Origin of the sequence: Mesorhizobium sp. M2D.F.Ca.ET.226.01.1.1 (assembly GCF_004022705.2) — a bacterium.
GTDB lineage: Bacteria > Pseudomonadota > Alphaproteobacteria > Rhizobiales > Rhizobiaceae > Mesorhizobium.
The window spans coordinates 39,247-64,846 of sequence record NZ_RZOY02000023.1 but is presented as its reverse complement, the minus strand read 5'-3'; the positions used below and the strand labels follow the sequence as shown (position 1 = coordinate 64,846).

Below are 25,600 nucleotides of genomic sequence, written 5' to 3'. Positions count from 1 at the left end.
TGTCGGTCCACGACGCATTGGCATCCGGTACGGCCATCAGCGCCATCGCCATGGCCTTGATCACCATGTCGTTGACCGAAAGCTTGTAGGCGGGAACCTCGCCTTTGTCGGTCTTCTTCATCGGTGCTGCCGCATTCAACTGCGTGCGCAGCGCGAGCAGCGCGTCGAGCTCGCAATCCAGCGTCAGGTAGAAATGCGGGATGGTGGACTTCGCCTCGACCAGGCGGCGCGCGATGGTCTTGCGCATGTTGTCGTGCGGCACAAGCTCGTAGGAGCCTTCGGCGAACAGTTTCAGCACCTGGTCGTCCGACATCGGCTTCGCCGCAGCGGCCGGAGCGGCGGCTGGAGCGCCGGCGGGCGACTTCGCAGCGGGGGCAGCCTTCGCGCCACCGGAAGAGATCGCCGCTTCGACATCGGCCTTGACGACGCGGCCATGCGGGCCGGTGCCGGTCACGGCGGACACATCGACACCGGCATCCTTGGCGATGCGACGAGCGAGCGGCGATGCGAACACGCGTTCGCCGCCGGCGTGGCCATTCGCGACCGGAGCGGGCTCGGCCTTGGCAGGTGCGGGCGCCGCAGCGGCTGCAGCCGGCTTCGGCGCTTCCTTGGGCGCCTCGGCCTTCGGGGCGTCCGCCTTCGGTGCTTCAGCCTTGGGCGCGGCGTCGCCGCCAGCCTTCGCGGCGGCGCTGGTGTCCTCGCCCTCTCCGGCCAGTATGGCGATCAGCGCGTTGACCTTGACGCCCTCGGTGCCGGCGGGGACGACCAGCTTGGCGACGGTGCCTTCATCGACGGCTTCGACTTCCATCGTCGCCTTGTCGGTCTCGATCTCGGCGATCACGTCGCCCGGCGAGACCTTATCGCCTTCATTAACCAACCACTTGGAAAGATTGCCCTCTTCCATCGTGGGCGAAAGCGCCGGCATGGTGATGTTGATTGGCATCGCTCACTCCTGAATGAATTTGAACAGGCCGCGCATGACGGTCAGCGTGGCGACGATGAATACCGGTGGCAGGACTCCGAAATGGAAGCTGCTTTTGCTCATTTCGAGACTCATCATGCCACCGGTTTGATCGACCTGCGCGGAGCCGGTCGCAACGACTGCCAGGACGAGCGAAGCAGCACCGCTCAGCATCAACAAAATCGCGTCGAACTTCCCGGTTACCGAGCGCACCAAGAAGGCCACGGCAACGGTAGGTACAATGACGGCGGCCAGAACCCAAAGAGACGGCATCCGCGTTGTCTCCTAGCGATAGGTGACAGCTTTGACCGCCTCGACGACTTCGCCGACATTGGGCAGCGCCAGCTTTTCGAGGTTCGCGGCGTAGGGCATCGGCACGTCCTTGCCCGCGATGGTGATCACCGGCGCGTCGAGGAAGTCGAAGGCGCGCTGCGAGACCTGGTTGGCGATGTGGTCGCCGACCGAGCTCTGCGGGAAACCTTCTTCCACCACCACCAGCCGGTTGGTCTTCTTCACCGAGGCTATGATCGTATCGAAATCGAGCGGCCGGACGGTCCTGAGATCGATGATCTCGGCGTCGATACCCATGCCGCGCAATTCGGCTTCCGCCTTGACCGCATAGGTCATGCCGATGCCGAAGGAGACGATGGTGACGTCCTTGCCCTTTTTGTGAATGCGCGCCTTGCCGATCGGCAGCACGAAATCGTCGAGCTTCGGCACGTCGAAGGACTGGCCGTAGAGGATTTCGTTCTCGAGGAAGATGACCGGGTTCGGATCGCGGATCGCCGCCTTGAGCAGCCCCTTGGCGTCGGCTGCCGTGTAAGGCATCACTACCTTGAGGCCCGGAATGTGGCTGTACCAGGCGGCATAGCACTGTGAGTGCTGGGCGGCGACGCGGGCCGCCGCGCCGTTAGGACCACGGAACACGATCGGCGCGCCCATCTGGCCGCCGGACATATAGAGCGTCTTGGCGGCCGAGTTGATGATCTGGTCGATAGCCTGCATGGCGAAGTTGAAGGTCATGAACTCGACGATCGGCTTTAAGCCCGCCATCGCGGCACCCACGCCGACGCCGGCGAAACCGTGCTCGGTGATCGGGGTATCGACGACGCGGCGCGGACCGAATTCCTGCAGCAGGCCTTGCGTGATCTTGTAGGCGCCCTGGTACTCGGCGACCTCCTCGCCCATGACGAACACGTCGCCGTCGCGGCGCATTTCCTCGGCCATGGCGTCGCGAAGCGCCTCGCGCACGGTGGTCGAGACCATTTCGGTGCCGGCGGGGATGTCCGGATCGGCGGCGACTTCCGTCTTCGGCGCGGCGGCTACTGGCGCCGCGGCTTCGCTCTTGGCGGCAACGGACGCCGGTGCGGTTTCAGCCCTTGCGGGCTCTTCTTCACCGATGCCTTCGCCGGCCTTGTCAACGTCTTCGCCGTCGACCGCAAGTACGGCGATCACCGCGTTGACCTTGACGCCTTCGGTGCCGGCGGGAACCACGATCTTGGCCAGCGTGCCTTCGTCGACCGCCTCGACCTCCATCGTCGCCTTGTCGGTCTCGATCTCGGCGATGACGTCACCGGCGACGACCTTGTCGCCTTCGTTCTTGAGCCATTTGGATAGATTGCCCTCTTCCATCGTCGGCGAGAGCGCGGGCATGAGAATTTCGATCGGCATGTCCTTGCCCTCTCCTTAGAGTACGATGTCGGTCCAGAGCTCGGACGCATCCGGCTCGGCGTCGTGCTGGGCGAATTCGGCGGCGTCGGCGACGATGTCGCGGACTTCCTTGTCGATGGCCTTGAGCTCGTCCTCGCTGGCCCACTTCTTGTCGAGCAACCGCGCCCGGACCTGCTCGATCGGGTCGTGCTCGGAGCGCATCTTCTGCACTTCTTCCTTGGAGCGGTATTTTGCCGGGTCGGACATTGAGTGGCCGCGATAGCGGTAGGTCTGCATTTCGAGGATCAGCGGGCCGTTGCCGGACCGGCACCATTCGGTGGCGAGATCAGCGGCCGACTTCACGGCGCGGACATCCATGCCGTCGACCTGGATGCCGGGAATCTTGAAGGAGGCGCCGCGATGCGAGAAGTCGGTCTCGGCCGACGAGCGCGACACGGACGTGCCCATGGCGTAGCGGTTGTTCTCGATGACGTAGATCACTGGAAGCTTCCACAGCGAGGCCATGTTGAAGCTTTCGTAGACCTGGCCCTGGTTGGCGGCGCCATCGCCGAAATAGGTCAGCGAAACGTTCTTGTTGTCCCGGTAGCTGTTGGCGAAGGCGAGACCGGTGCCGAGCGACACCTGCGCGCCGACAATGCCGTGGCCGCCATAGAAGTGCTTCTCCTTGGAGAACATGTGCATGGAGCCGCCCTTGCCCTTCGACAGGCCGCCGCGGCGCCCGGTGAGCTCGGCCATGACGCCGCGTGGCGACAGCTCCATCGCCAGCATATGGCCGTGATCGCGATAGGCAGTGATCATCTGGTCGCCCTCGACCAGCGCCATCTTCATGCCGGTGACGACGGCCTCCTGGCCGATATAGAGGTGGCAGAAGCCGCCGATGAAGCCCATGCCGTAAAGCTGGCCGGCCTTCTCCTCGAAGCGACGGATCAAGAGCATGTGCCTATAGGCGGAAAGCTCGTCTTCCTTGGTGAAATCGGCCGGCTTGGGCGCTGACAGATTATGTTGTTTGTCGGATCTGGATTTGGCAGGCGCTTTTTTGGTGGCGGTGGCCATGCGTCACTCCCTGTTGGCGTCTCTTTGCGGACATTCAGGGAGATCGATCGCCTCCCCACCGATTTGCGAGAAGCTAACATGCAAGGATGCATTGCGCCATGCTGAAAAATGCATGGCTGGCATGCATCTAAGCGATTAGAATCATTGCAAATAAAGACGATTAACCGAAATTCGGTTATTTCGTCGAGGCGGGCAGCATGATGGTGATTTCGTCCGGCTGGGACAGATTGAGCGCCTTTCGGGCCTGCTCGTCAAGCATATCCTTCTCGAGCGTGCCTTCATGCATCAGCTGGACGCGGCGCTCGAAGTCGATCCGCCGCGTCTTGACGGCGTCGAGCTGCGCCTGCAATGCGACCTTGCGGGCTTCGAGCTGGTATTTGGAATAGATGCCGAATTCGCCGTGATAGGCATGGAAGCCGAAATAGGCCAGGAAGAGCACGCAGAGCGAGGGGATGATCAGCCTGCCGGTGTTTCTCTGCTTATGCTGACGTGTCCACATAACCCGAACCCTCGCGGCCGCGAACGCAAGCGGCCATGAGTCGTATTTCGCCCAATTGTGCTTAATGGACGGTTACGGGCGACCCGGAGCGGGGTATCCGGAAGTGAAAAAGGGCAGGAATGCCCCGCCCTTTTCGAAACCGTGCCGGCAGGCTGGATCAGCCCTTGACCACCGACTTGCCGGCGTAGCGCGCCTGCTTGCCAAGCTCTTCCTCGATACGGATGAGCTGGTTGTACTTGGCCATACGGTCGGAGCGCGACAGCGAGCCGGTCTTGATCTGCCCGCAATTGGTCGCGACCGCGAGGTCCGCAATGGTCGAATCCTCGGTCTCGCCCGACCGGTGCGACATGACGGCGGTGTAGCCGGCCTTATGCGCTGTCTCGACGGCGTCGAGCGTCTCGGTCAGCGAGCCGATCTGGTTGACCTTGACCAGGATCGAATTGGCGACGCCCATGCGGATGCCGTCGCGCAGCCGCGCTGTGTTGGTGACGAAGAGATCGTCGCCGACGAGCTGCGTTTTCTTGCCGATCAGGTCGGTCAGGATCTTCCAGCCTTCCCAGTCGTCCTCCGCAAGGCCGTCCTCGATGGTGATGATCGGATAGTCGGAGGCGAGCTTGGCGAGGTATTTGGCCTGCGCCTTCGGGTCGCGGGTCTTCTTCTCGCCCTCATAGACATAGTTGCCGTCCTTGAAGAACTCGGTCGCTGCGCAATCGAGACCGAGCGCAACGTCCTCGCCCGGCTTGAAGCCGGCCTTCTCGATTGATTCCATGATGAAGTCGAGCGCCGACGGCGCGCTCTTCAGGTTGGGAGCGAAGCCGCCTTCGTCGCCGACATTGGTGTTGTGGCCGGCATCCTTCAGCTTCTTGCGCAGTGTGTGGAAAATCTCCGAACCCCAGCGCACGCCGTCGCGCAGCGTCGGCGCGCCGATAGGCAGGATCATGAATTCCTGGAAGTCGATCGGGTTGTCGGCATGCGCGCCGCCATTGATGATGTTCATCATCGGCACCGGCAGGATGTGCGCCTTGGTGCCGCCGACATAGCGGTAGAGCGGCAGGCCGGCTGCATCGGCGGCTGCCTTGGCGACTGCCAGCGACACGCCGAGAATGGCGTTGGCGCCGAGGCGGCTCTTGTTCGGCGTGCCGTCGAGCTCGATCATCGTCTGGTCGATATGGATCTGGTTCTCGGCCTCCATGCCGCCGATCGCCTCGAACAGTTCGCCGTTCACAGCCTCGACAGCGCGCTGAACGCCCTTGCCTAGGTAGCGTGGGCCGCCGTCACGCAGTTCGACCGCCTCATGCGCGCCGGTCGATGCGCCCGACGGCACGGCGGCGCGGCCCATCGAACCGTCCTCCAGCACCACGTCGACCTCGACGGTCGGATTGCCACGGCTGTCCAGGATTTCACGCCCGACAATGTCGATGATGGCGGTCATTTGCGATGTCCCCGATTGATCGATTGAAGCGTCGCGCCCCTCTTAGCCAAAGCGGAGCAAAAGGCAATCGGCGCGCCCGCAATTATTGCCGCGAGCAGGATTCACGAAGCGCAAATTTCTGTCATCATAAGTCATGCGCGCCGCGCGGCCTTCTCATCTATGGTCGCATTCGCGCGGGGCGAAACAGGAGGAGTTTCGCCATGTCCCAGTTGAGCGGTATCGTGAGTTTGTTCCTGATCGCTGCGGCGTTCCTGACGTCCTGCGACAGCCAGAAGCCCCAGCAGAGCTCGGTGGAATTATCGACGCTCCAAGCGGCGCAGTAGTTCAAAACGCCAAAGGCCCCCGAGTTTTGCCCGGGGGCCTTTGGTTTTAGGTGCCTATCAAGCGGTCAATGCCAATACGGCTTCACGTGGTAATACTGGAATGAAGCATCGCGGGCGGCTTCGCCGTCGGCGCCAGTCAGTTCGTCGATCGAGTATGCGGGCGCGGCCTGCAGCTGTTCCTTGGTGAACGGCACGACGTAACCGCCTTTGTCCTCGTCATAGTCGAGCGTCGCCCACGGAACGGCGTGGTACTTCTCGCCCATGCCGAGGAAGCCGCCGAAGCCGATCACGGCGAACATGATGCCGTTCGACATCTTGTCGAGCATCACGTCCTCGATGCTGCCGATGCTCTTGCCTTCGGTGTTGTAGACAGACGTGCCGATGACGCGCGAGGCGGCAATGGCTTCGGTGTGCCCGGACGGGGTGGTCATGGTGGTGCTCCTCTCGTTTGAATGCCTGCATTGACAATGAGAGGAGTGCGCTAAGGTTCCCGACGACTTTGTTCAGCTGTCGGTGAGAATGAAGGTGACCTTCATGTTGACCCGGCAGGCGGCGATCTTGCCGTCCTGGACAACGATCTTCTGATCCTGGATCCGGGCACCTTCGACGTTCCTCAAAGTCTTTGCGGCGCGCGCGATGCCCTTCTCGATGGCATCCTGAAAGCTCTTCTTGGACGATGACGTGATTTCGGTGACGCGGGCAACGGACATGGCTTCCTCCTGCCAAGACACTCAGTTACGCGCAAAGCGTATTGCCGGCCATCCTTCACCACAAGCTTAGCGGGTGCGGCCCCGCCATTGTCACAGAAGCGCACTGCATGGCATTGTCACGTCAGGGAGAAGCTATGGGCGGCACGCGCAATCGGCGGCAGACGACCATGCAGACGCCGACGCAGGTGGTCGACGCCAATGCTGCCAATGCGTCCAGCGGATACTTCTTTGCCGGCGGTATGGGCCTGATCGGCATTTTGATCGTCTGGTACTTCGAGCTCCCACTCAACTTCGACGTCACGGATCGCGAATTCAATCCGCTCGTCTTTATCCCCGTCGTTTTCGTCCTTATCGCGTTCTACGCGTTGCTGAAGGCGATCCGCGACACCTTGCGGGTTCGCAAGTTCGGTACGACGACACTGATAGCTGGAACCGCGGTGCCCGGAGGGCGCTTCGAAGGTACGGTGCGCTCGAGCCACGATCTGGCTCCGAGCGGCGACTACACCGTGCAACTGAAGTGCATCCGCACCTATCGGGTCGGCGGACCGGTCGCGAATACCAGCGGAACGCAAAAATCGACCTACAAGGAAGAGCTCAAATGGCGCGAAACGATCATCGTGCCGAGTAAATCGATCCGGTCGAGCGCCGGTATTCCCTTCGCCTTCCAGGTTCCGCCGGACGCGCTACCCTCGAGAGGCCCACCGATCTATGAACGGGTCCACGGCAATGTTCGATGGATACTGACCGTCAGCGCTCCGATGCGGGGGCTGAACTACTACGCTGTCTTCGCAATTGAGATGGGCGGCCCGAGCCACGGCAAATGAGGTGGCCGAGACTTAGTGCCCCTTGGCGATGCGGTCGAGGGCCATGAGCCTCTCCAGCAGCGCCGGCATGTCCTTCAGCGGCAGCATGTTAGGACCATCGGAAGACGTCGAATTGTCCGGATCCTGATGGGTCTCGATGAAGACGCCGGCGACGCCGACGGCAACCGCGGCCCGGGCCAGCGTTTCCACGAAGCGCCTTTCTCCGCCTGAGGACCCGCCCTGTCCGCCCGGCTGCTGCACGGAATGGGTGGCGTCGAAGATCACCGGGGCGCCGATCTCGGCCATGATCGGCAACGCGCGCATGTCCGAGACCAGCGTGTTGTAGCCGAACGAGGCGCCGCGCTCGGTGGCGAGCACATTCGGATTGCCTGAACCTGTGATCTTGGCGACGACGTTCTTCATGTCCCAGGGCGCGAGGAACTGGCCTTTCTTCACATTGATGACCTTGCCGGTCCTTGCCGCGGCGACAAGCATGTCAGTCTGGCGCGACAGGAAGGCGGGAATCTGCAGGACATCGACATGCGGGGCGACGATCGCGCACTGCTCCTCGGTGTGGACGTCGGTCAGCACCGGAAGGCCGAACTCCTTGCGCAAATCGTCGAAGATCGGCATCGCCGCGTCGAGGCCCGCGCCGCGCGTCGCCGACAGCGAGGTGCGGTTGGCCTTGTCGTAGCTGGTCTTGTAGACGAGGCCGATGCCCAGCCGCTGCGTCAGTTCCTTCAGCGCGCCGGCCATGTCGAAAGCGTGCTGGCGCGATTCAAGCTGGCACGGGCCGGCGATCAGCGACAGCGGCGCATTGTTGGCGAAGACGACCTTGCCGACGGTTACCGATGCATTGGGCGCCAGGGGGTTGCTCATGGGATCTCCCGGAAGATGAAGGCGGCACCCTGCCCGGGCGCCGGCGCGACGACGATATCATTGCCGCTCATGTCGTGATCGATAGCGTTCTTCGCAAGCAGGCGCATGACGGCAGCTTTGTCGCGGACCGAAAGGACAATGGCCACGAAGCGCAGACCCGCCGACGGCGCGGCCACCAAGCCGAAGCGCGAGCCATAGTCTTCCGACGAGAGGACGCCGAGGACCGCATTCGGCAGCCGCACAGCATCGCCGTCGCTGGCATCCGCGCCGGCGGCGGTCGCGATCAATCCAATCTGCGCGGGAGGCCGGTCGCTGATGGCGATGATTTCCAAAATACCCGTCGCGCCATTGGCGTGCGCCTGCAGGGCCGTCCGGTCGATTTTCGGCGCGTTGATGCGCTGGCAGGCAAACAGGAAGGCTTCATCGGCCTCCTTGTCGGATACGAATGCCAGCTTGAAGGAAGCCGTATCACTTTTGCCGTTTGCGTCGGCGAAGGCGCGGGAGAAGCTCAGCATCTCGCCAGCCGAAAGGCCGGCCTCGACATAGCGCGCATGATCGGCATCGGCATTGGCGGTAGCAAACACGACAGCGGAAAAGCCTTCATCGCCAAGGGTCTGCCGGTAAAGGCGGTCGCGCGCGACGAAGACATTGCCCTCGCCAATGGCGCGGTCCGCCGTCTGCTCATTGCCGATGGCAAGCGGCTCAAGGTAGGTGCCGTCGGCGAAAAAGGCGCAAGCATTCTCCGTGCCGAACGGATGGACGCCCGTGGGCGCGACGACAAAGCCGAGCGAGGCCAGACGCGAGCGGACGGCGTCAAGGCTGCGTGTCGGCAGAACGAGGTGGTCCAGCGGATGAGCGGATTTGTTGATCATGTCGGCGCGGTGTGCCCCATTCCGGCCTGCGGTTCAAGAGCAGCGGAGCGCGCTTCGCGGCTCAGGCCGCGGCTACGACATCGGCCGAATAGCGCAGTTCGCGGAGCGGCTTCACCTTGCTGGTCGTATCGGCATAAATCGGATGCGCCTTGTAGGCGGCAAGCGCCGCGTCGTCCTCGAACTCGGCATAGACGACCACGTCGATTGCGTTGGAGAACAGATCGACCTTGGTGTTGAGCGTCACCTCGAAATGCTTCGAATGCGGGATTTTGCCGAGCGCCAGCAGGCCCGAGCGCACTGCCTCGACATCTTCCTTGCGTCGCACGCTGAAGAAAACGATGTGCCGGATCAATCCAGCCTCCCTGATCGTCGATTCAGCGGTGTTTCTGTGGGAGCGATACCCGTGCGTCAACCGGCAACGATGTCGCGCCCGCCATGCGCAACCGGCGGGACCCTTACCCGGTGACGTAGCGCACGATGTGCGACACCTCGCGCACGGTCACGTCGAGGTAGTGGCCATGATTGTAGAGGCCGTCCCAGAACAGGAAGAAGGTGACGGCGGCGATGACGATCACATAACGCATGGCTAAAACTATCGCATGCGAGCGGCCGGAACCAGAGTGGTGGCGGCTGCGACCCTTCCAGTTCACTGCTTTTTGCGAGAGGACGACTTTTCCGTTAACGGCGTACCCTGCTGCAAAGCGGAGCCACACGCTCGTGACATGACGTCATGAAATCGCGATCGGGCAGCCCGACAGCGCCGGATCAAAGCGTGATGCAGTATTTGGCAAAGCCTGCCTCGCCATCGCCGGCCGGTTCGATCTTCAGGGATTTCACCTCGGCGATGAATCCTTGGCCTTCGGTCCGGTCTCGAAGACGACGCTGGTTCCGGGCAGCGGCGTGAACGACCAGTTGTCGTCCGCCGACGGGTTGATCGTGCCCTGGCTGACGACATAGCGCACGATCACGTCGCGGTTGGTGTCCGGCGCTTTGCAGATGATCTTCGAAGCGTTGATGTAGGGGAAATTGCCGCCGCCGCCGGCACGGTAATTGTTGGTGGCAACGACGAATTTCGCTGCCGGATCAATTGCTTTGCCGTCGAATTTCAGATCGACGATGCGGTTGGAACCGGCATGCGCCACGCCGCCCTTGGCATCGTATTTCGGCGGCTGCGACACGTCGATCCTGTAGGTTACGCCCTCGATGACATCGAAATTGTAGGACGGGAAGTCGGTGTTGATCAGCGGCTGATCCGGTTTGCGCCGCGATCACCAAAGGGGGGACGCGTTGATGAAGCAGGCGGCGGGTCAGCTCTTGTCGTCGCCCTGCGTGATCAGCCGGGCGCTGCGCTGGCCCGTGAGATAAATCCATAGCCAGCTAAGCGAGACCGCCAAGCGGTTGCGGAAATCGATCAGGAAGTAGATGTGCGCGATGCCCCAGAGCCACCAGGCGAGCCAGCCGGTGAGCTTGATCCAGCCGAAATCAATCGCGGCGGCACGCTTGCCGATCGTCGCCAGATCGCCGGCATGCCGGTACTGGAAGGGACGACTGGCCGTATCGCCGGCAAGCCGCGCCTTGATCGTCGCGGCAACATGCTTGCCCTCCTGCTTGGCCGAAGGCGCCACGCCCGGCACCGGCTTGCCATCCGGCCGCAATACAAGTGCGGTATCGCCGATGACGAAAATGTCTGGATTGCCCGGCACGGTGAGGTCGGCCTCGACCAGCACCCTGCCCGCCCGGTCGGCGGAAGCGCCCAGCCACTCGGCCGCAGGCGAAGCGGCAACGCCGGCCGCCCAGATGATCGTCCTCGCCGGCAGATGCTTGCCGCCGAAGACGACGCCTTCCGCATCCAGCTGCGTGACGGGGCGCCCAAGCACGACGGTGACGCCCAGCCGTTCCAGCGCCTTGCGGGCATAGTCGGAAAGCTGCGGCGCGAAATTGGCCAGGATGCGGTCGCCGGCCTCGATCAGCACGACGCGCGCTTGCCGTGTGTCGATATGGCGGAACTCGCCGCGCAACGTGTCATGCGCAAGCTCGACGATGGTGCCGGCGAGCTCGACCCCGGTCGGTCCGCCGCCGACGATGACAAACGTCAGCAGCGCCTGGCGCTTCGCCGGATCGGTTTCGCGCTCGGCCTGCTCGAAGGCGAGCAGGATGCGGCGACGGATCGTCGTGGCATCCTCGAGCGTCTTCAGGCCCGGCGCGAAAGGCTCCCATTCGTCATGGCCGAAATAGGCGTGGCGCGCGCCGGTGGCGAGAACCAGAGTGTCGTAGGCAATAGAGCTGCCGTCCTCGATCAGCACGCGCTTGCCGGCGCGGTCGACGCCAGTGACATTGCCCAGAAGCGTCGTCACGTCCTTGCGCCTGCGCAGCAGATGACGGATCGGCCAGGCGACTTCGGAGGTTGCCAGCGACGTCGTCGCCACCTGGTACAGCAGCGGCTGGAAAAGATGGTGGTTGCGCTTGTCGATCATGGTGATGCGCACCGGTGCGCCGGCCAGCGCGCGGGTGAGCTCGAGGCCGCCGAACCCGGCGCCGACGACAACGACGTGATGCGTGCTTTCGCTCATTTTCATGCCACCTCGCGAAGGTAAAACCGCACCACAGATGTAGGTATTTTTGTGCGCTGCAACAACGTCCTGCCGGGCGGGCAACATGCCCAGAGTCGTCGGGCGGCGTCGTGAATGCACATGTAACGCGCACTGCCGCAGGTATAGCGTGAAGCACCACGACAGGAGCCAAGCATGGCTGACGACCGCGACGATGAAGGACCGGCGCAATACGCCTCACCGCCCTGCTTCCTGCACGAACTCGGCCCGGAATACCGCGAGCCGCTCTCCGACTGGACGGATGTGAAGCGATGGCGCAAGGCCGAGCGTGAGCGGCTTATCAATGCCCGCCTTGCCGTTTCGGCCGATATTCGCTCCGCCATGTCGGCGCGGATCGCCGATGGTCTCGATGCGCTGATCGGCGACATAGCCGGCCGGATGGTCAGCCTTTACTGGCCTTTTCGCGGCGAGCCGGATTTGCGCGGCTGGATGGCTTCGATTAATGAGCGCGGCGGCCGCACCGCGCTGCCCGTCGTCGTCGAGAAGCGGCACCCGCTGGTGTTCCGCGCCTATAGGCCGGGCGACCGGCTGGAAAAAGGCGTCTGGAACATTCCGATCCCGGCCGCGGGCGAACCGGTCCTGCCCGACATCGTGATCTCGCCGATCGTCGGCATCGATCCCGGCAAATACCGGCTGGGCTACGGTGGCGGCTTCTTCGACCGCACGCTGGCGGCGATGCCGTTTCGGCCGCTCGTCATCGGCGTCGGCTATGAGTTGCAGCGGATTGCCACTATCTACCCACAGCCGCACGACATTCCGATGAGCGAGGTGGTGACGGAGGCCGCGACTACCTAGCGCCGCCTCAGGTCAGACGGTCCAAGTCCAGTCGATCGGATAGTTGAAAATCGGGGTAAACGTCACGCCGACCGCCTCCATGTCCCTGCGGCCGTCGACGACCATCTCCTTCAGCGTGTCGAGCTGCGCCGCATGCTCTTCGGTGTCCCAGACACTGACCTGCACGATCGAGCCCTTCGGCGAGACGCCGGCATAAAAGTGAAGGAGCCCAGGTAGCCGTCTGATGGCCGGGATTATGTACTGCGCGGTCTTTTTGCTCGCGGCGTCGACCTCCGCGAACCGGCTCGGGTCATAGCTGGCGCGCGAGACGCGGACGACGGCGGTTGCCGGCAACGACTCGGGCAAGGTAGCTCTTTCTGTCATATCGTCGCTGGCTCCTGCTGGTTATGAGTTCCTAGGCCATTTCCGGTCGCAAGCCGACCGCCGTGCGATCGACGATCTCGCGCAGCGCGAAGGACGAGTTGATCTTCGTCACATGCGGCATGGCCGACAGCCATTCCTTGTGGATGCGTTCATAGTCGACGAGGTCCTTTGCCGCGATGCGCAGGATGTAGTCGTATTCGCCCGACATCAGATGGCAGGAGAGCACGTTCGGGCAACGCTTGATCGCCGCCTCGAAATCCGACAGCGTCTTTTCGAATTGCCCCGACAGCGATATGTGCACGATCGCCGTCATCTGGTGGCCGAGCGCGCTGTTCGAAAGCCGCGCGTGATAGCCGCGGATGGTTCCGGACTTTTCGAGATTGTCGAGCCGGCGCGAACAGGCGGATTGCGAAAGGCCGACCTTCTCGGCAAGCGCCGCGTTAGGTATCCGGCCATCCTTCTGCAAAGTCTCCAGAATGGCGATATCAATCCTGTCGAGCGGCATTTTTCGTGATTCCTGCGAACTTCTTCGTATTTCGCGCAACGATTATCGAAGAGTAGCCATCGCCGCAAGCGCATTCGCAAACACATACGGAACGATTCGTGGTTGACTGCCATTACTGCATGTCGCCTCCGCGTCTGGAGGCTGATGGCATGCACGAGTGACAGGGAGAGCGCCCTTCAAAGGGCGCGCACAGGAGAAGAAAATGCGTGTCGGCTGCCCCAAGGAAATCAAGAACCATGAATATCGCGTCGGCCTGACGCCCGGCTCGGTCCGCGAATATGTCGCGCATGGCCACGAAGTGTTGGTCGAGACGGGTGCTGGCGCCGGCATCGGCGCCGACGACAATGCCTACCGCGCCGCTGGCGCGACCATCGCCAAGACGGCCGCCGACGTGTTCGCCAAGTCGGACATGATCGTCAAGGTCAAGGAACCGCAGCCCAATGAATGGGTCCAGCTGCGCGATGGCCAGATCCTCTATACCTATCTCCACCTGGCCCCGGATCCGGATCAGACCAAGGGCCTGCTCGCTTCGGGCGTCACCGCCGTCGCCTACGAGACCGTGACCGACGACCGCGGCGGCCTGCCGCTGCTGGCGCCGATGTCGGAAGTAGCCGGCCGCTTGTCGATCCAGGCCGGCGCCACCGCGCTTCAGAAGGCCAATGGCGGCCGCGGCGTGCTGCTTGGCGGCGTGCCCGGCGTGCTGCCCGGCAAGGTCACCGTGCTCGGCGGCGGCGTCGTCGGCCTGCATGCGGCCAAGATGGCGGCCGGCCTCGGCGCCGACGTCACCATCATCGACCGTTCGATCCCGCGCCTGCGCCAGCTCGACGACATTTTTGGCGGCCGCGTCCACACCCGTTACTCGACCGTCGAGGCGCTGGAAGAAGAATGCTTCTCGGCCGACGTCGTCATCGGCGCAGTGCTGATTCCGGGCGCGGCGGCGCCCAAGCTCGTGACCCGCGAAATGCTGTCCGGCATGAAGAAGGGCTCGGTGCTGGTCGACGTCGCGATCGACCAGGGCGGCTGCTTCGAGACCTCGCACGCCACGACGCACGCCGATCCGACCTATGAGGTCGATGGCGTGATCCACTATTGCGTCGCCAACATGCCGGGCGCCGTGCCGGTCACTTCGGCGCACGCGCTCAACAATGCGACGCTGCATTACGGCCTGCAGCTTGCCGACAAAGGCCTGAAGGCGCTGGTCGACGACCACCATTTGCGCAACGGCCTCAATGTCCACAAGGGCAAGATCACCAACCGCGCGGTCGCCGAAGCGCTCGGCTACGAAATGGTCGAGCCGAAGGCGGTGCTTGCCGCCTGATATCCGGCAAGAATTCCTCCTGTCACGCCCGCCGGGTCATTCCGGCGGGCTTTTTCTTGGCCAGGAGCAATGTCAGAAAGAACGCGGAGCGGCTTCTGCGGCATTGCGCGCTCAATGGCCTGGAGGCCAAAAACAAAAAAGCGGAGCAAAAGCCTCGCTTCCTCGATGTTGCGATCTGTCGCCGGTCCATCCGCGGTCGACAAATCATCAACCATTACTTTTTAACGCGGTAGTACGACGAGAATACGACAGTGTTGAGGGGGCCTAGATTCTGTCTTTCGACCGTTATGCGTCCCTATGTGAAACGCTTCACATTCGCCCGGCGGGAAAGATGCCTAGACACGCAGTGCTACTGGCGGTCCGTGCTGCTTGCCGGGTTCGGACAATCCCGGCCTGGCAGCACTTGCCGACAGCTTCTGTCACAGACTCCAACGGCCCGCCTGACCATCGGCGGGCTTCTTTTTGGGTCATGCCGGTCTGGGATCATGCCCGCTCGATGCGGCATTGATAGCAATTGTTCCGGGCCGAGCGGACGTGGATGTAGGCGATGTCATCGCGCCCGAACAACATCTCGGCACGGGCGGCGATATCGCCAGTCGGCGTGACGGCGCCGCTGCCGTAGACGATGCGGTCATCCTTGCCATAACCACGCACGATATAGTCGCTGCTTTCGAGCATCTCCGGCAGCGCATCCCCTTCCGCGGCGCGCTCACATTCCTGCGCATGCAGGAAGAGCGGGCCGGTTTCGGCATAAGGCTGCAGTTCCGGAAACGGCCGGTAGGCCACGATCAGGTAGCCCTCACCCGCGGCGACGTTCTTCATGCAGTGTCTGCAGGGCACGCCGTCGCCGTCGGATATCCTGTGCTCGGGAGCGCGGCCATAGGCGTCGGGCCCTCCCCGCTGCAAGGCGCGCACGGCTTCGGTCGGCAAGGCTTTGAACTGGATGCTCATGGCAAAATCTCCGGTGGCGATGTCCGGAAATTATGCCTCGATGCTAGCCTCGCCCACCCGATTCCTGACAGACGGCATCTGCATACGAAAGAGCCCGGCTGTCATGGACACAACCACCGAGCAACTCGAGGCCCTAGGCCCGCATGACGCTGGCCGAGCGCTCGGCGAAGGTCAGCGGATGCACCACTTCCTTCTTCTGCGCCACCGGCGTGAAGCCGAGCTTCTGGTAAAGCGGAAGAGCCGCCGGATGGTCGAGCGTGCAGGTCTGCACGGTGACGCGCCGTGGCCCATGCGCCCAGGCCGCCGAGATCGCTGCGCCGAGGAACCAGCGGCCGATGCCCTGGCCGTGCGCATGCTCCATCATACCGAAATAGGCGAGCTCGACTTCGTCCGGCAGATGCGGCTTGAGGTCGAAGAAGCCGGCCGGCGCGCCGTCGAGATAGAGCACCCTGATGTCGCGGTCCTCGCGATGCAAGCCGGCCGCCAGCTCCTCGTCGCTAAGCCTCAGCACGTTGACCCAGTGCCATTTGCGGCCGACGCGATCGATCAGGTAGCGGTAGAAATGGAGCGGGATATCCTTGGTCTTCAACAGCGCGATCTGGCGGTTGTAGGGGATTGGCGGAGAAACCGCCGGAGCGGCATGCATCTCCAGGAACGTGACCGTGACGTCGATATCTTGCAGCGTGCCGTTTTCCATCATTCTTTCCCCGTCACCACCGGCGTGTCGCCGAGACCGCCCCATTCTGTCCAGGAGCCGTCGTAAAGCCGGTTGTCGGTATGACCAAGCGTCTCCAGCGCCAGCGTGATCGCCGCCGCCGTGATGCCCGAGCCGCAGGAGGTGACGACCGGTTTCGACAGATCGATGCCGGCATCCTCGATCACCTTGCGCAGGCGGTCCTTGGGCAGCAGCTCGCCATTTTCGGCAAGCGAGGTGATCGGGACATTGTGCGCGCCCGGCATATGACCCGAACGGACACCCGGGCGCGGCTCCGGATCGGTTCCGGCAAAGCGGCCGGCCGAGCGCGCGTCGGCGATCTGGCTCTCATGGCTGTCGACGATCCGGCGCATCTCGTCGAGGCTGACGACCCGACCCGCGTCGAAATCGGCGTAGAAGACGCTCGGCGCGATCTTGGTCGGTTCAGAAGTCACCGGCCGCCCCTCGGCCTTCCAGCGGTCGAAGCCACCGTTCAGGATGTAGACCTGGAAGACACCCATGACCCGGAACATCCACCAGGCGCGCGGTGCCGAGAACAGGCCGGGCCCGTCATAGACGACGATGGTGTCGTCGGCCGAAACGCCCATCGAGCCGACATACTGCGCAAAATGCTGCGGCGAAGCCAAGGTGTGCGGCAGCTTGGAGTCGGGATCGGAGACGGCATCCTGATCGAGGAAACGCGCGCCCGGAATATGAGCGGCGTCGTACTCGGCGCGGGCGTCGCGTTTTTGCGCCGGCAGATACCAGGAGGCGTCGATGATGGTAAGACCCGGCTCGCCGAGCCGCTTTTCCAGCCAGTCGGCGTCGACGATGAAAGGACTGTCCTGCGCCATTGTTTTCTCCTGCTCCGCCCCGCTTTAGCGTCAGTTCGCCGGCATCGGCCCGAAGCGGATACGGAAGCGCCGGTTCTCACGGCCTTTCTTCTCGATCTTGCCGATATGGATCTCGCCAACCTCGCCGGTCGACTTCACATGCGTGCCGCCGCAGGGCTGGCTGTCGATCCAACCGTTGTCGCCGATGCAGACCAGACGGATCTTGCCGGTGCCGACGGGCGGGCGGACGTTTTTCGATTTGACCAGGCCGGGATTGGCGGCGAGTTCCTCATCGGTGATCAGCCGGGTGAAAATCGGATGGTCGGCGCGCACCAGCTCCATCAGCCGAGCCGTCACATCTTCCTTGCTGAAACCGGCATCGGGGATGTCGAAGTCGACGCGGCTGTCGTCCTCGGCGACCGCCGCCCCGGTGATCGGGAACGGGCAGACGACGGTGAGCAAGTGACAGGCGGAATGCATGCGCATCAGAAGGTGCCGCCGCTCCCAGTCGATGAGAAGCTTCAGCTTTTCGCCGACCGCAGGCATCGGCTGCTCCGGCGCCGGGACGTGGATGATCTCGTCCTTAGTCTCGCCAGTGATCGTCGCGGCAATCGCCATGCGGCTGCCGTCGGCGCGCTCGAATATCCCGGTATCGCCCGGCTGCCCGCCGGAGGTGGCATAGAAGATCGTGCGGTCGAGCAGGATGCCGCCGCGATCGTTGATGGCGACGACCTCGGCCTCCGCCGCCCTCTGATAGGCATCGTCGCGAAACAGCGCCTCGGTCTTTCCCGCCATCATGCCACCTTTTCAAACGGCACCGAAATGTCGGCCTTCTCTTCCATCCAACCCGGCACCGGAAGGTTCTTGCCTCGTAAAAATTCCGGATTGAAGAGCTTGGACTGGTAGCGCGTGCCGTAGTCGGCAAGGATCGTCACGATGGTGTGGCCGGGTCCGAGCTCGCGCGCCAGCCGGATGGCGCCGGCAATGTTGATGCCGGTCGAGCCGCCGACACAGAGCCCCTCTTCCTGGATCAAGTCGAAGATGATCGGCAAGGCTTCCTCGTCCGGTATCTGGTAGGAGAAGTCCGGCGCGAAGCCTTCTAGATTGGCGGTGATGCGGCCCTGACCGATGCCTTCGGTGATCGAGTTGCCGTCGGATTTCAACTCGCCGCTGGTGTAAAAGCTGTAGAGCGCGGCGCCCAGCGGATCGGCGAGCGCGATCTTGACGTCCTTGCTCTTGCCCTTGAGCCCGAGCGCGACACCGGCGAGCGTGCCGCCGGAGCCGACCGCCGAGACGAAGCCATCGACTTTGCCGCCGGTCTGCGCCCAGATCTCCTGCGCGGTCGTGCGGATATGACCGTCGCGATTGGCGACATTGTCGAACTGGTTGGCCCAGATCGCGCCGTTCGGCTCCGAGCGCGCCAGCTGCCCGGCAAGGCGTCCTGAAAGCTTCACGTAATTGTTGGGATTCTTGTAGGGGACCGCCGGCACTTCGATCAGCTCGGCGCCGAGCAGCTTGATCGTGTCCTTCTTTTCCTGGCTCTGCGTGTCGGGGATGACGATGACGGTGCGGTATCCGAGCGCCTTGGCGACCAGCGTCAAACCGATGCCGGTGTTGCCGGCGGTGCCTTCGACGATGAGCCCCCCGGCCTTGAGCAGGCCGCGCTGTTCGGCATCGCGGATGATGAACAGGCCGGCCCGATCTTTCACCGACTGCCCCGGATTCATGAACTCGGCCTTACCGAGGATCTCACAGCCGGTCGCCTCCGAGGCCTTGTTGAGCCGGATCAGGGGCGTGTTGCCGATGGCTTCGATCACAGAACGAGGCATGCAGGATTCCTTTGTGTGTGCGGCGAGACCCTAAAAACCGGACGCAGCGGTTTCAAGGCAAGATTTTGCCTGGTCCAGTCGCATTCCGGGCACTGCAGTGTTTGCGATGATTTCAACACCGGGCGCAAGAACCGCTCTTTTCATTCGATTTCTTCACCGCTAGAGCAGGCCCGAACATTCACAGGACATCGCATGACACTCTACCGGGCCAATCCGAAGGACGGTGTCGCCTGGATCACGGGCGGCGGCAGCGGCCTTGGCCGCGCGCTGGCCAAGGATCTGGCCAATCAAGGCTATGCCGTCGCGGTGACTTCCCTGCCGGAAGATCCGGTCGACACGCTGATCGTCGAAACGGCGCAAATGCCCGGACATGTGAAGTCCTTTCCCTGCGACGTGACCGACGAGCCCGGCATGGCACGCACGGTCGCCGCGATAGAAGAGCAGATGGGCCCGATCGTGCTCGCCGTGTTCAACGCCGGCAACTACATCGCCACCCCCGGCGAGAAGCTGGTGGTGCGCGATTTCCATCGTTCCTTCGCCGTGAACTATTTCGGCATCGTCAACGGCGTGGTGCCTGTCGTCGAGCATATGCGCGTGCGCGGGCGCGGCCATGTGGTCCTGGTCGGATCTGTCACTGCCTATTCCGGCTGGCCGACCACTGCAGCCTATGGCGGCACCAAGGCTGCGATCAACATCCTGGCGGAGTCGCTCAAATACGACTTCGACAAGCTCAACATCCGCGTCCAGGTGATCAATCCGGGCTTCATCGACACGCCACTGACGGAGAAGAACAAGCTGCCGATGCCAGGGCTCATGCCCGTGCACCGCGCGTCGCGCCGCATGGCGCGCGGCATCAGGAAAGGTGGCTTCGAAGTCACCTTCCCGTACCACATAAGCTGGCCCTTGAAATTGCTTGGCCTGCTGCCGCGGCCGATCTGCCGCTTTGTCATCGGGCTCACCACCCACTGGTGGGGGCGGCCACTGCATTTCGATCGCAGACCGCCTGGCGAAAAAAATCCGTCCCGCGACAAGGCGACATAAGCCGGCGAACAGCGATTGCCTGCCGGTGGGGACGGCCATAGGTTGAGAATCATTGCCTGGAGATTGTAATGGGGCGGCGGATTGTGCTTGCGGTGCTTGGCTTTGCCGTCATCCTCGTCTCCGGCTTCTTCCTCGGCCCGCGCGTGCGGGTCGACACCACGATCCGTTTCGATCCGTCGGTGATCGGCGACGATCCGCAAGCCTATCTGGCGCGTGAAGAGGCGGCCGTGCCCAACATTCGCGACGGGCTCGACAAGGAGATCATCTGGGCGAACCCGATGGTCCATGCCAAGACGCCCTTGGCCATCGTCTACATCCATGGCTTTTCAGCTTCGAAGGGCGAGGTCCGCCCCTTGCCGGACGATGTCGCGGATGAGCTCAACGCCAACCTCTTCTACACGCGCTTGACCGGTCACGGCCAGGACGGCGCGGCAATGGCGCAAGGCAGCGTCAATGCCTGGATCAACGACTATGAGGAGGCCTTGGCCATTGGCCGCGCCATCGGCGACAAGGTCATCGTCATCGGAACCTCGACCGGCGGCTCGCTGGCGGCATGGGCAGCGACGCAGCCTGGCGCTTCCGACGGCGTCGCGGCAATCGCGTTCATATCCCCCAACTTCGGCGTCAAGGCGTCCGGCGCCGAGCTGCTGACCATGCACTGGGGCGGCCAGCTCGCCGAGCTTATCGGCGGCAAGGAGCGCAGTTTTCCCGCGCGCAACGCGCTTCACGAAAGATTCTGGACCACCAAATATCCGATGAAGGCGGTGCTGCCGATGGCCGGGCTCACCGAACTCGCTTACGCCGCGCCGGTCGAGAAGGCAAAGATCCCTGCTTTGTTCATCTTCTCGGATTCCGACAAAGTGGTGCGGCCCGATCGTACTCGCGAGATCGACGGGCGCTGGGGCGGCGCGCATGAACTGGTGCCGGTCGACGACAATGGCGATCCGGACGACCACGTGATCGCGGGCGACGTGCTGTCGCCGCAGACCACACGCTTTCTTACGGAGCGCATCGTGGTCTGGGTGAAGGCGCTGATGCAGCAGCAATCAGGCCAGTGAAACGAGAAACGGCCGGAGCATCGCTCCGGCCGTTTCTTCTTCGATCAGCCTTGGGCGGGCTCAGGCTGCCCGGTTCGCCGGACGCTTGCCGCCGAAACGGCGCTTGTTATTGCCCTTGAAGCGCTTGAAACCGTCGGGCTTGCTCGAGCTATTCGGCTTGGCGGCCGCCGGGCGTTCGCCCTGCGGCTTCGGGCCGCGCTCACCATGAGGCTTGCCGCCGAAACGCTGCTTGCCGCCACCGTTGCCGGGGCGACGACCATCGCGACGGGGGCCGTGATGCTCGCGGTCGTTGGCCGGCTCGAAGTGACGCTCGGTCTTTTCCCTGGGGTCGCGCTGCGGATCAGGGCTACCAAGATGATCGGCGACGACCGGCAGCTTCATGCGGATGATGCGCTCGACCTGCCGCAGCTTGGCGTTCTCCGAAGGATCGCACAGCGTGATCGCGATGCCGTCCCTGCCGTTGCGGCCGGTGCGGCCGATGCGGTGGACGTAGCTTTCCGCCTCATCGGGCAGGTCGAAATTCACAACATGGCTGATGCCGGGCACGTCGATGCCGCGCGCGGCGATATCGGTCGCGACCAGGATGCGAACGGAGCCGTCGCGGAAATCGTTGAGCGCCTTCTGCCGGGCGTTCTGCGACTTGTTGCCGTGGATGACAGCGGCCTCGAAGCCGTCGCGGGCAAGATCCTTGGTGACGCGGTCGGCGCCGTGCTTGGTGCGCGAGAACACGATCACCGAGCGCATCGTCTCGTCGGCCAGCATCTTCGACAGCACCTGGCGCTTCTGCCTGGTGCGAGCAAGCACGACGCTCTGCACGATCTCGGCCGCGGCCGTGCTCTGTGGCGCGACCTCGATGCGGACAGGGTTCTTGAGCAGGCCCTTGGCGAGCTCGGCAATCTCATCCGGCATGGTGGCCGAAAACAGCGCCGTCTGGCGGTCAGGCGCGGTCGCCTTGGCGATGCGCTTGACGTCGTTGATGAAGCCCATGTCGAGCATGCGGTCGCCCTCGTCAAGGACGAGCCATTTGGTGTCGGCGAGGATGAGATCGCCTTCGCGCACCAAATCGGTCAACCGTCCAGGCGTGGCGATCAGGACGTCGACGCCAGGCGCGATCTTCTTAACCTGACTGAAGCGCGACACGCCGCCGAGCACCAGCGCGGTCGAGATATGCGCGCCCTTGGCGAGCAGCTTGATGGTGTCCTCGATCTGCACGGCAAGCTCGCGCGTCGGCGCCAGGATCAGCGCGCGCGCCGTCTTGGGCCTACGCTTGGTGCCGAGACCGATGATCTTCGACAGGATCGGCAGCGCGAAGGCCGCCGTCTTGCCCGAACCGGTCTGCGCGATACCGAAAATGTCGCGGCCTTCGAGCTGCGGCGGGATCGCCTGCACCTGGATCGGCTTCGGCTCGGTGAAGCCCGCGGCAACGGTCGCCTTCAGCAGCGCACCGCTGATGCCAAGGGCCGCGAAACCGGAGAGGTCCGCAGCGTTGCCGGTCGAAACGGTGTTTTTTTCGTTGGTCAAAATAGTCTTCTTTCAGGCGGCCTTGGCCGCAAACATCGACGCGGCAGGGCGCAACCTGCCGTCGAAAATATTGATATGAAACGACAAGGCGGGCGGACGGGTGCGTCCGCTCGGCTGCGCTGTCGTGCCCGCGGGCTTCATGCCCCGGGGCTTTTTCGCCGTCTTGCCGATCGACCGAAGCCGACTTGAAAGAGGGAAAACAGACGCAACCAGTCTCATTCGTGGAGAAAGCCGGACAAGCCGGCCCAAGCGCCTATGTCGCCGCATATGGCCGAGTCCGCGCCGAAATGCAATAGGCCATGTTGCATTGCAGCAAAACAAGGGCGCTTGCGCTGTCCTGCCCTCCCCATTACCACAAATCACTTATCCGTTTTGGGGACCAGCCATGAAAGACGTGCTGAAGGAACTCGAGCGCCGCCGCGAGATTGCCCGCATGGGCGGCGGCAAGGACCGCATCGAGGCGCAGCACAATAAGGGCAAGCTGACCGCCCGCGAGCGTATCGAGATCTTCCTCGACGAAAGCTCGTTCGAGGAGTTCGACATGTATGTCGAGCACCGCTCGACCGATTTCGGCATGGAGAAGACCAAGATCGCCGGCGACGGCGTCGTCACCGGCTGGGGCACGGTCAACGGGCGTCCGGTCTACATCTTCGCCAAGGATTTCACCGTGTTCGGCGGCTCGCTGTCGGAGGCGCATGCCGAAAAAGTCATCAAGGTTCAGGAGATGGCGTTGCGCAACCGCGCGCCGATCATCGGCCTCTATGACGCCGGCGGCGCGCGCATTCAGGAAGGCGTGGCGGCGCTCGGCGGCTACGCGGAGATCTTCCAGCGCAACGTGCTCGCATCCGGCGTCATCCCGCAGATTTCGCTGATCATGGGTCCCTGCGCCGGCGGCGACGTCTATTCGCCCGCCATGACCGATTTCATCTTCATGGTGCGCGACACCTCCTACATGTTCGTCACCGGGCCGGACGTTGTGAAGACGGTGACCAACGAGACGGTGACCGCCGAGAGCCTCGGCGGCGCTTCCGTGCACACCACCAAATCCTCCATCGCTGACGGGGCCTATGACAATGACGTCGAGGCACTGCTGCAGATGCGCCGGCTGGTCGACCTTCTGCCTGCATCCAACACGGCGGAGATCCCCGAGATCGAGTGCTACCAATCGGTGACGGATCATGACCTCTCGCTCGACCGGCTGATCCCCGACAACGCCAACAAGCCCTACGACATCAAGGAACTGATCCTGAAGGTCGCCGACGAGGGCGACTTTTTCGAGATCCAGCAAAGCTTTGCCAAGAACATCGTCACCGGTTTCGGCCGCGTCGAGGGCCGCACGGTCGGCTTCGTCGCCAACCAGCCGATGGTGCTGGCCGGCGTGCTCGATTCCGACGCCAGCCGCAAGGCGGCGCGCTTCGTGCGCTTCTGCGACTGTTTTTCCATTCCGATCGTCACCTTTGTCGACGTGCCGGGCTTCCTGCCGGGCACCGCGCAGGAATATGGCGGGCTGATCAAGCACGGCGCGAAGCTGCTCTTCGCCTATGCCGAGGCGACCGTGCCGAAGATCACCGTCATCACCCGCAAGGCCTATGGTGGCGCCTATGACGTCATGGCCTCAAAGCATTTGCGCGGCGATATGAACTATGCCTGGCCGACGGCGCAGATTGCGGTGATGGGCGCCAGGGGCGCCGTCGAGATCATCTACCGCAAGGACATCGGCGATCCGGAGAAAATTGCAGCCCATACAAAGGTTTACGAGGATCGCTTCCTGTCGCCTTTCGTCGCCGCCGAACGCGGCTATATCGATGAAGTGATCATGCCGCATTCGACCCGCCGCCGCGTGGCGCGAGCGCTGCGCATGCTGCGCAACAAGGACATGCAGAACCCCTGGAAGAAGCACGACAACATCCCGTTGTGAGCAGCTGCATCGGTCCGAAATGCGCATAACCCTTGCAGCTCAGAGCCTCATTCCAGCCAAAGGCTATGGCGGAACGCAGCGCCAGGTCGAATGGCTGGTCACCGAATTAGTCAAGCTCGGGCACCATGTCGTCCTGATTGCCGCGCCGGGATCGTCGCACCCAATGTGCGAGGTCAGGCATGCGGTCAGCGATGCCGAATGCCGGGCGGCGATCCCGAGCGACACGCAGATCGTCAACCTGCACGCCTGGAAGGTCGAGGTCCCCTTCCCGACGCTCAACACCGAGCATGGCCATCTTCCGGATTACCCGCGGCCGCAGCTCAATTGGAACTTCCTCAGCGCCCGCCACGCCGAACTGCATGGCCGCAAGACCTTCGTCTATAACGGCTTTCCGGTGGACGCTTACCGGCTGGCATCGTCGAAGAACGATCACCTGTTCTTCATGGCGGCGATCGCGCGGGCCGGAAAGGGACTGAACCGGGCGGTGGATCTCGCCAAAAAATTCGACTTCACCCTCGATATCGCCGGCGGCTCGCGCTGGAAGCTGCTCGGCCGCAGCAAGACCCGCCGCGAAGGCGTGTTCTTCAAGAGCCTTTCGGTCCGCTACCGCTTTCACGGCATGGTCGATGGCCAGGACAAATTGCGCCTGCTGGGGGAATCGAAGGCATTCCTCAACCCGATCTCCTGGGAGGAGCCTTTCGGCATGGCGCAGGTCGAAGCCATGCTGTGCGGCACGCCTGTGCTCACCACGCCGCGCGGTGCGCTCGTGGAGACCGTCGATGCGGATACCGGCCGCTTCTTCGAGACCGACGAGGAGTTCGCCCGCGGCCTTGCCGAAATCGGAGACCTGCCGGCGAGACGATGCCGCCAGTCGGCCGCGGACAGGTTCCCGATCGAGAAGACGGCGAAAGCCTATCTGGAACTCTATGCGCGCATCCTTGATGGCGAAGCGCTTCCGTGAC

Annotated in this window: 30 protein-coding genes and 1 pseudogene; 8 read left to right on the top strand and 23 right to left on the bottom strand. The window is 63.2% G+C overall.

Features of this window, described 5'->3' with window-relative positions; translation table 11 throughout:
* The 6 genes from EN869_RS32350 to eno all read right to left on the bottom strand — a co-directional run.
* The coding region (locus EN869_RS32350) for a biotin/lipoyl-containing protein (protein ID WP_135857491.1) at positions 1-943 on the bottom strand (943 nt) is incomplete at its 3' end.
* Positions 944-946: 3 nt separating this feature from the next.
* The gene (locus EN869_RS32345) at positions 947-1,234 is read right to left on the bottom strand and encodes a hypothetical protein (RefSeq protein ID WP_112129182.1); all 288 of its coding nucleotides are present in this window, start codon (positions 1,232-1,234) and stop codon (positions 947-949) included.
* Positions 1,235-1,246: 12 nt separating this feature from the next.
* Positions 1,247-2,632 (bottom strand): pyruvate dehydrogenase complex E1 component subunit beta, encoded by a 1,386-nt coding sequence (locus tag EN869_RS32340; protein WP_127230267.1) that lies wholly within the window; start codon positions 2,630-2,632, stop codon positions 1,247-1,249.
* Between the two features lie 15 nt (positions 2,633-2,647).
* Positions 2,648-3,685: a pyruvate dehydrogenase (acetyl-transferring) E1 component subunit alpha gene (gene pdhA / locus EN869_RS32335; RefSeq protein WP_127230268.1), complete on the bottom strand. Its 1,038-nt coding sequence runs from the start codon at positions 3,683-3,685 to the stop codon at positions 2,648-2,650.
* 175 nt (positions 3,686-3,860) lie between these two features.
* The gene (locus tag EN869_RS32330; RefSeq protein ID WP_127230269.1) at positions 3,861-4,184 is read right to left on the bottom strand and encodes a septum formation initiator family protein; all 324 of its coding nucleotides are present in this window, start codon (positions 4,182-4,184) and stop codon (positions 3,861-3,863) included.
* A gap of 157 nt (positions 4,185-4,341) precedes the next feature.
* Positions 4,342-5,616 (bottom strand): phosphopyruvate hydratase, encoded by a 1,275-nt coding sequence (gene eno, locus EN869_RS32325; protein ID WP_127230270.1) that lies wholly within the window; start codon positions 5,614-5,616, stop codon positions 4,342-4,344.
* Positions 5,617-5,816: 200 nt separating this feature from the next.
* Between eno and EN869_RS35605 the strand changes: the two genes are divergently transcribed.
* Positions 5,817-5,939 (top strand): hypothetical protein, encoded by a 123-nt coding sequence (locus EN869_RS35605; protein ID WP_281015796.1) that lies wholly within the window; start codon positions 5,817-5,819, stop codon positions 5,937-5,939.
* Between the two features lie 65 nt (positions 5,940-6,004).
* On the opposite strand, the gene EN869_RS32320 is transcribed toward EN869_RS35605, so the two are convergent.
* Positions 6,005-6,370: a PRC-barrel domain-containing protein gene (locus EN869_RS32320; RefSeq protein WP_112129178.1), complete on the bottom strand. Its 366-nt coding sequence runs from the start codon at positions 6,368-6,370 to the stop codon at positions 6,005-6,007.
* A gap of 72 nt (positions 6,371-6,442) precedes the next feature.
* Entirely contained in the window at positions 6,443-6,649 is a 207-nt protein-coding gene (locus tag EN869_RS32315) for a dodecin family protein (RefSeq protein ID WP_127230271.1), read from the bottom strand.
* A gap of 134 nt (positions 6,650-6,783) precedes the next feature.
* On the opposite strand from EN869_RS32315, the gene EN869_RS32310 reads away from it, so the two are divergent.
* Positions 6,784-7,473, top strand: coding sequence for a hypothetical protein (locus EN869_RS32310; RefSeq protein WP_127230272.1), 690 nt, complete (start codon positions 6,784-6,786; stop codon positions 7,471-7,473).
* Between the two features lie 12 nt (positions 7,474-7,485).
* On the opposite strand, the gene kdsA is transcribed toward EN869_RS32310, so the two are convergent.
* From kdsA to EN869_RS32285, 6 genes and pseudogenes are all read right to left on the bottom strand, one after another.
* A complete protein-coding gene (kdsA, locus tag EN869_RS32305; RefSeq protein ID WP_127230273.1) occupies positions 7,486-8,331 on the bottom strand; it encodes a 3-deoxy-8-phosphooctulonate synthase in 846 nt (281 codons plus the stop codon).
* Positions 8,328-9,203, bottom strand: coding sequence for a VOC family protein (locus EN869_RS32300; RefSeq protein ID WP_127230274.1), 876 nt, complete (start codon positions 9,201-9,203; stop codon positions 8,328-8,330). The genes kdsA and EN869_RS32300 overlap by 4 nt, the downstream gene beginning before the upstream one ends.
* 61 nt (positions 9,204-9,264) lie before the next feature.
* Entirely contained in the window at positions 9,265-9,555 is a 291-nt protein-coding gene (locus EN869_RS32295) for a Dabb family protein (protein WP_127230275.1), read from the bottom strand.
* A gap of 103 nt (positions 9,556-9,658) precedes the next feature.
* The gene (locus EN869_RS35600; RefSeq protein ID WP_281015795.1) at positions 9,659-9,787 is read right to left on the bottom strand and encodes a hypothetical protein; all 129 of its coding nucleotides are present in this window, start codon (positions 9,785-9,787) and stop codon (positions 9,659-9,661) included.
* 181 nt (positions 9,788-9,968) lie between these two features.
* Positions 9,969-10,456 (bottom strand): annotated as a pseudogene (locus tag EN869_RS32290) (5'-nucleotidase C-terminal domain-containing protein); the annotation flags it as partial.
* A gap of 54 nt (positions 10,457-10,510) precedes the next feature.
* Positions 10,511-11,773, bottom strand: a complete 1,263-nt coding sequence (locus EN869_RS32285) for an NAD(P)/FAD-dependent oxidoreductase (protein WP_127230276.1) — start codon at positions 11,771-11,773, stop codon at positions 10,511-10,513.
* A 174-nt stretch (positions 11,774-11,947) separates the two neighbouring features.
* Between EN869_RS32285 and EN869_RS32280 the strand changes: the two genes are divergently transcribed.
* Positions 11,948-12,607 (top strand): 5-formyltetrahydrofolate cyclo-ligase, encoded by a 660-nt coding sequence (locus tag EN869_RS32280; RefSeq protein ID WP_127230277.1) that lies wholly within the window; start codon positions 11,948-11,950, stop codon positions 12,605-12,607.
* A 12-nt stretch (positions 12,608-12,619) separates the two neighbouring features.
* On the opposite strand, the gene EN869_RS32275 is transcribed toward EN869_RS32280, so the two are convergent.
* Together EN869_RS32275 and EN869_RS32270 are read right to left on the bottom strand one after the other, a co-directional pair.
* Positions 12,620-12,970 (bottom strand): hypothetical protein, encoded by a 351-nt coding sequence (locus EN869_RS32275; protein WP_127230278.1) that lies wholly within the window; start codon positions 12,968-12,970, stop codon positions 12,620-12,622.
* Positions 12,971-13,001: 31 nt separating this feature from the next.
* Positions 13,002-13,475 (bottom strand): Lrp/AsnC family transcriptional regulator, encoded by a 474-nt coding sequence (locus tag EN869_RS32270; RefSeq protein WP_040994689.1) that lies wholly within the window; start codon positions 13,473-13,475, stop codon positions 13,002-13,004.
* A gap of 202 nt (positions 13,476-13,677) precedes the next feature.
* Between EN869_RS32270 and ald the strand changes: the two genes are divergently transcribed.
* Entirely contained in the window at positions 13,678-14,793 is a 1,116-nt protein-coding gene (gene ald, locus EN869_RS32265; RefSeq protein ID WP_127230279.1) for an alanine dehydrogenase, read from the top strand.
* Here ald and EN869_RS32260 read toward each other — a convergent pair.
* From EN869_RS32260 to EN869_RS32235, 6 genes are all read right to left on the bottom strand, one after another.
* The gene (locus EN869_RS32260) at positions 14,754-15,008 is read right to left on the bottom strand and encodes a hypothetical protein (RefSeq protein ID WP_127230280.1); all 255 of its coding nucleotides are present in this window, start codon (positions 15,006-15,008) and stop codon (positions 14,754-14,756) included. The genes ald and EN869_RS32260 overlap by 40 nt on opposite strands.
* A 268-nt stretch (positions 15,009-15,276) precedes the next feature.
* Positions 15,277-15,744, bottom strand: coding sequence for a DUF1203 domain-containing protein (locus tag EN869_RS32255; protein WP_127230281.1), 468 nt, complete (start codon positions 15,742-15,744; stop codon positions 15,277-15,279).
* A gap of 133 nt (positions 15,745-15,877) precedes the next feature.
* Complete coding sequence (locus EN869_RS32250) at positions 15,878-16,441, bottom strand: GNAT family N-acetyltransferase (RefSeq protein ID WP_127230282.1); 564 nt, start codon at positions 16,439-16,441, stop codon at positions 15,878-15,880.
* Entirely contained in the window at positions 16,441-17,292 is an 852-nt protein-coding gene (gene sseA, locus EN869_RS32245) for a 3-mercaptopyruvate sulfurtransferase (RefSeq protein ID WP_127230283.1), read from the bottom strand. Before sseA ends, EN869_RS32250 begins: the two co-directional genes overlap by 1 nt.
* A gap of 30 nt (positions 17,293-17,322) precedes the next feature.
* On the bottom strand, positions 17,323-18,066 hold the full coding sequence (locus EN869_RS32240) for an alanyl-tRNA editing protein (protein WP_127230328.1): 744 nt from the start codon (positions 18,064-18,066) through the stop codon (positions 17,323-17,325).
* Positions 18,066-19,100, bottom strand: a complete 1,035-nt coding sequence (locus EN869_RS32235) for a cysteine synthase A (protein WP_127230284.1) — start codon at positions 19,098-19,100, stop codon at positions 18,066-18,068. Before EN869_RS32235 ends, EN869_RS32240 begins: the two co-directional genes overlap by 1 nt.
* 192 nt (positions 19,101-19,292) lie before the next feature.
* On the opposite strand from EN869_RS32235, the gene EN869_RS32230 reads away from it, so the two are divergent.
* Both EN869_RS32230 and EN869_RS32225 read left to right on the top strand, forming a co-directional pair.
* Positions 19,293-20,141 carry an SDR family oxidoreductase gene (locus tag EN869_RS32230; RefSeq protein WP_127230285.1) on the top strand — a complete coding sequence of 283 codons (849 nt, stop codon included), beginning with the start codon at positions 19,293-19,295 and terminating at the stop codon, positions 20,139-20,141.
* Positions 20,142-20,209: 68 nt separating this feature from the next.
* Positions 20,210-21,199 carry an alpha/beta fold hydrolase gene (locus EN869_RS32225; protein ID WP_127230286.1) on the top strand — a complete coding sequence of 330 codons (990 nt, stop codon included), beginning with the start codon at positions 20,210-20,212 and terminating at the stop codon, positions 21,197-21,199.
* A gap of 60 nt (positions 21,200-21,259) precedes the next feature.
* On the opposite strand, the gene EN869_RS32220 is transcribed toward EN869_RS32225, so the two are convergent.
* The gene (locus tag EN869_RS32220) at positions 21,260-22,720 is read right to left on the bottom strand and encodes a DEAD/DEAH box helicase (protein ID WP_127230287.1); all 1,461 of its coding nucleotides are present in this window, start codon (positions 22,718-22,720) and stop codon (positions 21,260-21,262) included.
* 385 nt (positions 22,721-23,105) lie between these two features.
* On the opposite strand from EN869_RS32220, the gene EN869_RS32215 reads away from it, so the two are divergent.
* Positions 23,106-24,638, top strand: a complete 1,533-nt coding sequence (locus tag EN869_RS32215) for an acyl-CoA carboxylase subunit beta (RefSeq protein WP_127230288.1) — start codon at positions 23,106-23,108, stop codon at positions 24,636-24,638.
* A gap of 19 nt (positions 24,639-24,657) precedes the next feature.
* Positions 24,658-25,599: a glycosyltransferase gene (locus EN869_RS32210; protein ID WP_127230289.1), complete on the top strand. Its 942-nt coding sequence runs from the start codon at positions 24,658-24,660 to the stop codon at positions 25,597-25,599.
* Position 25,600: the final 1 nt, after the last annotated feature.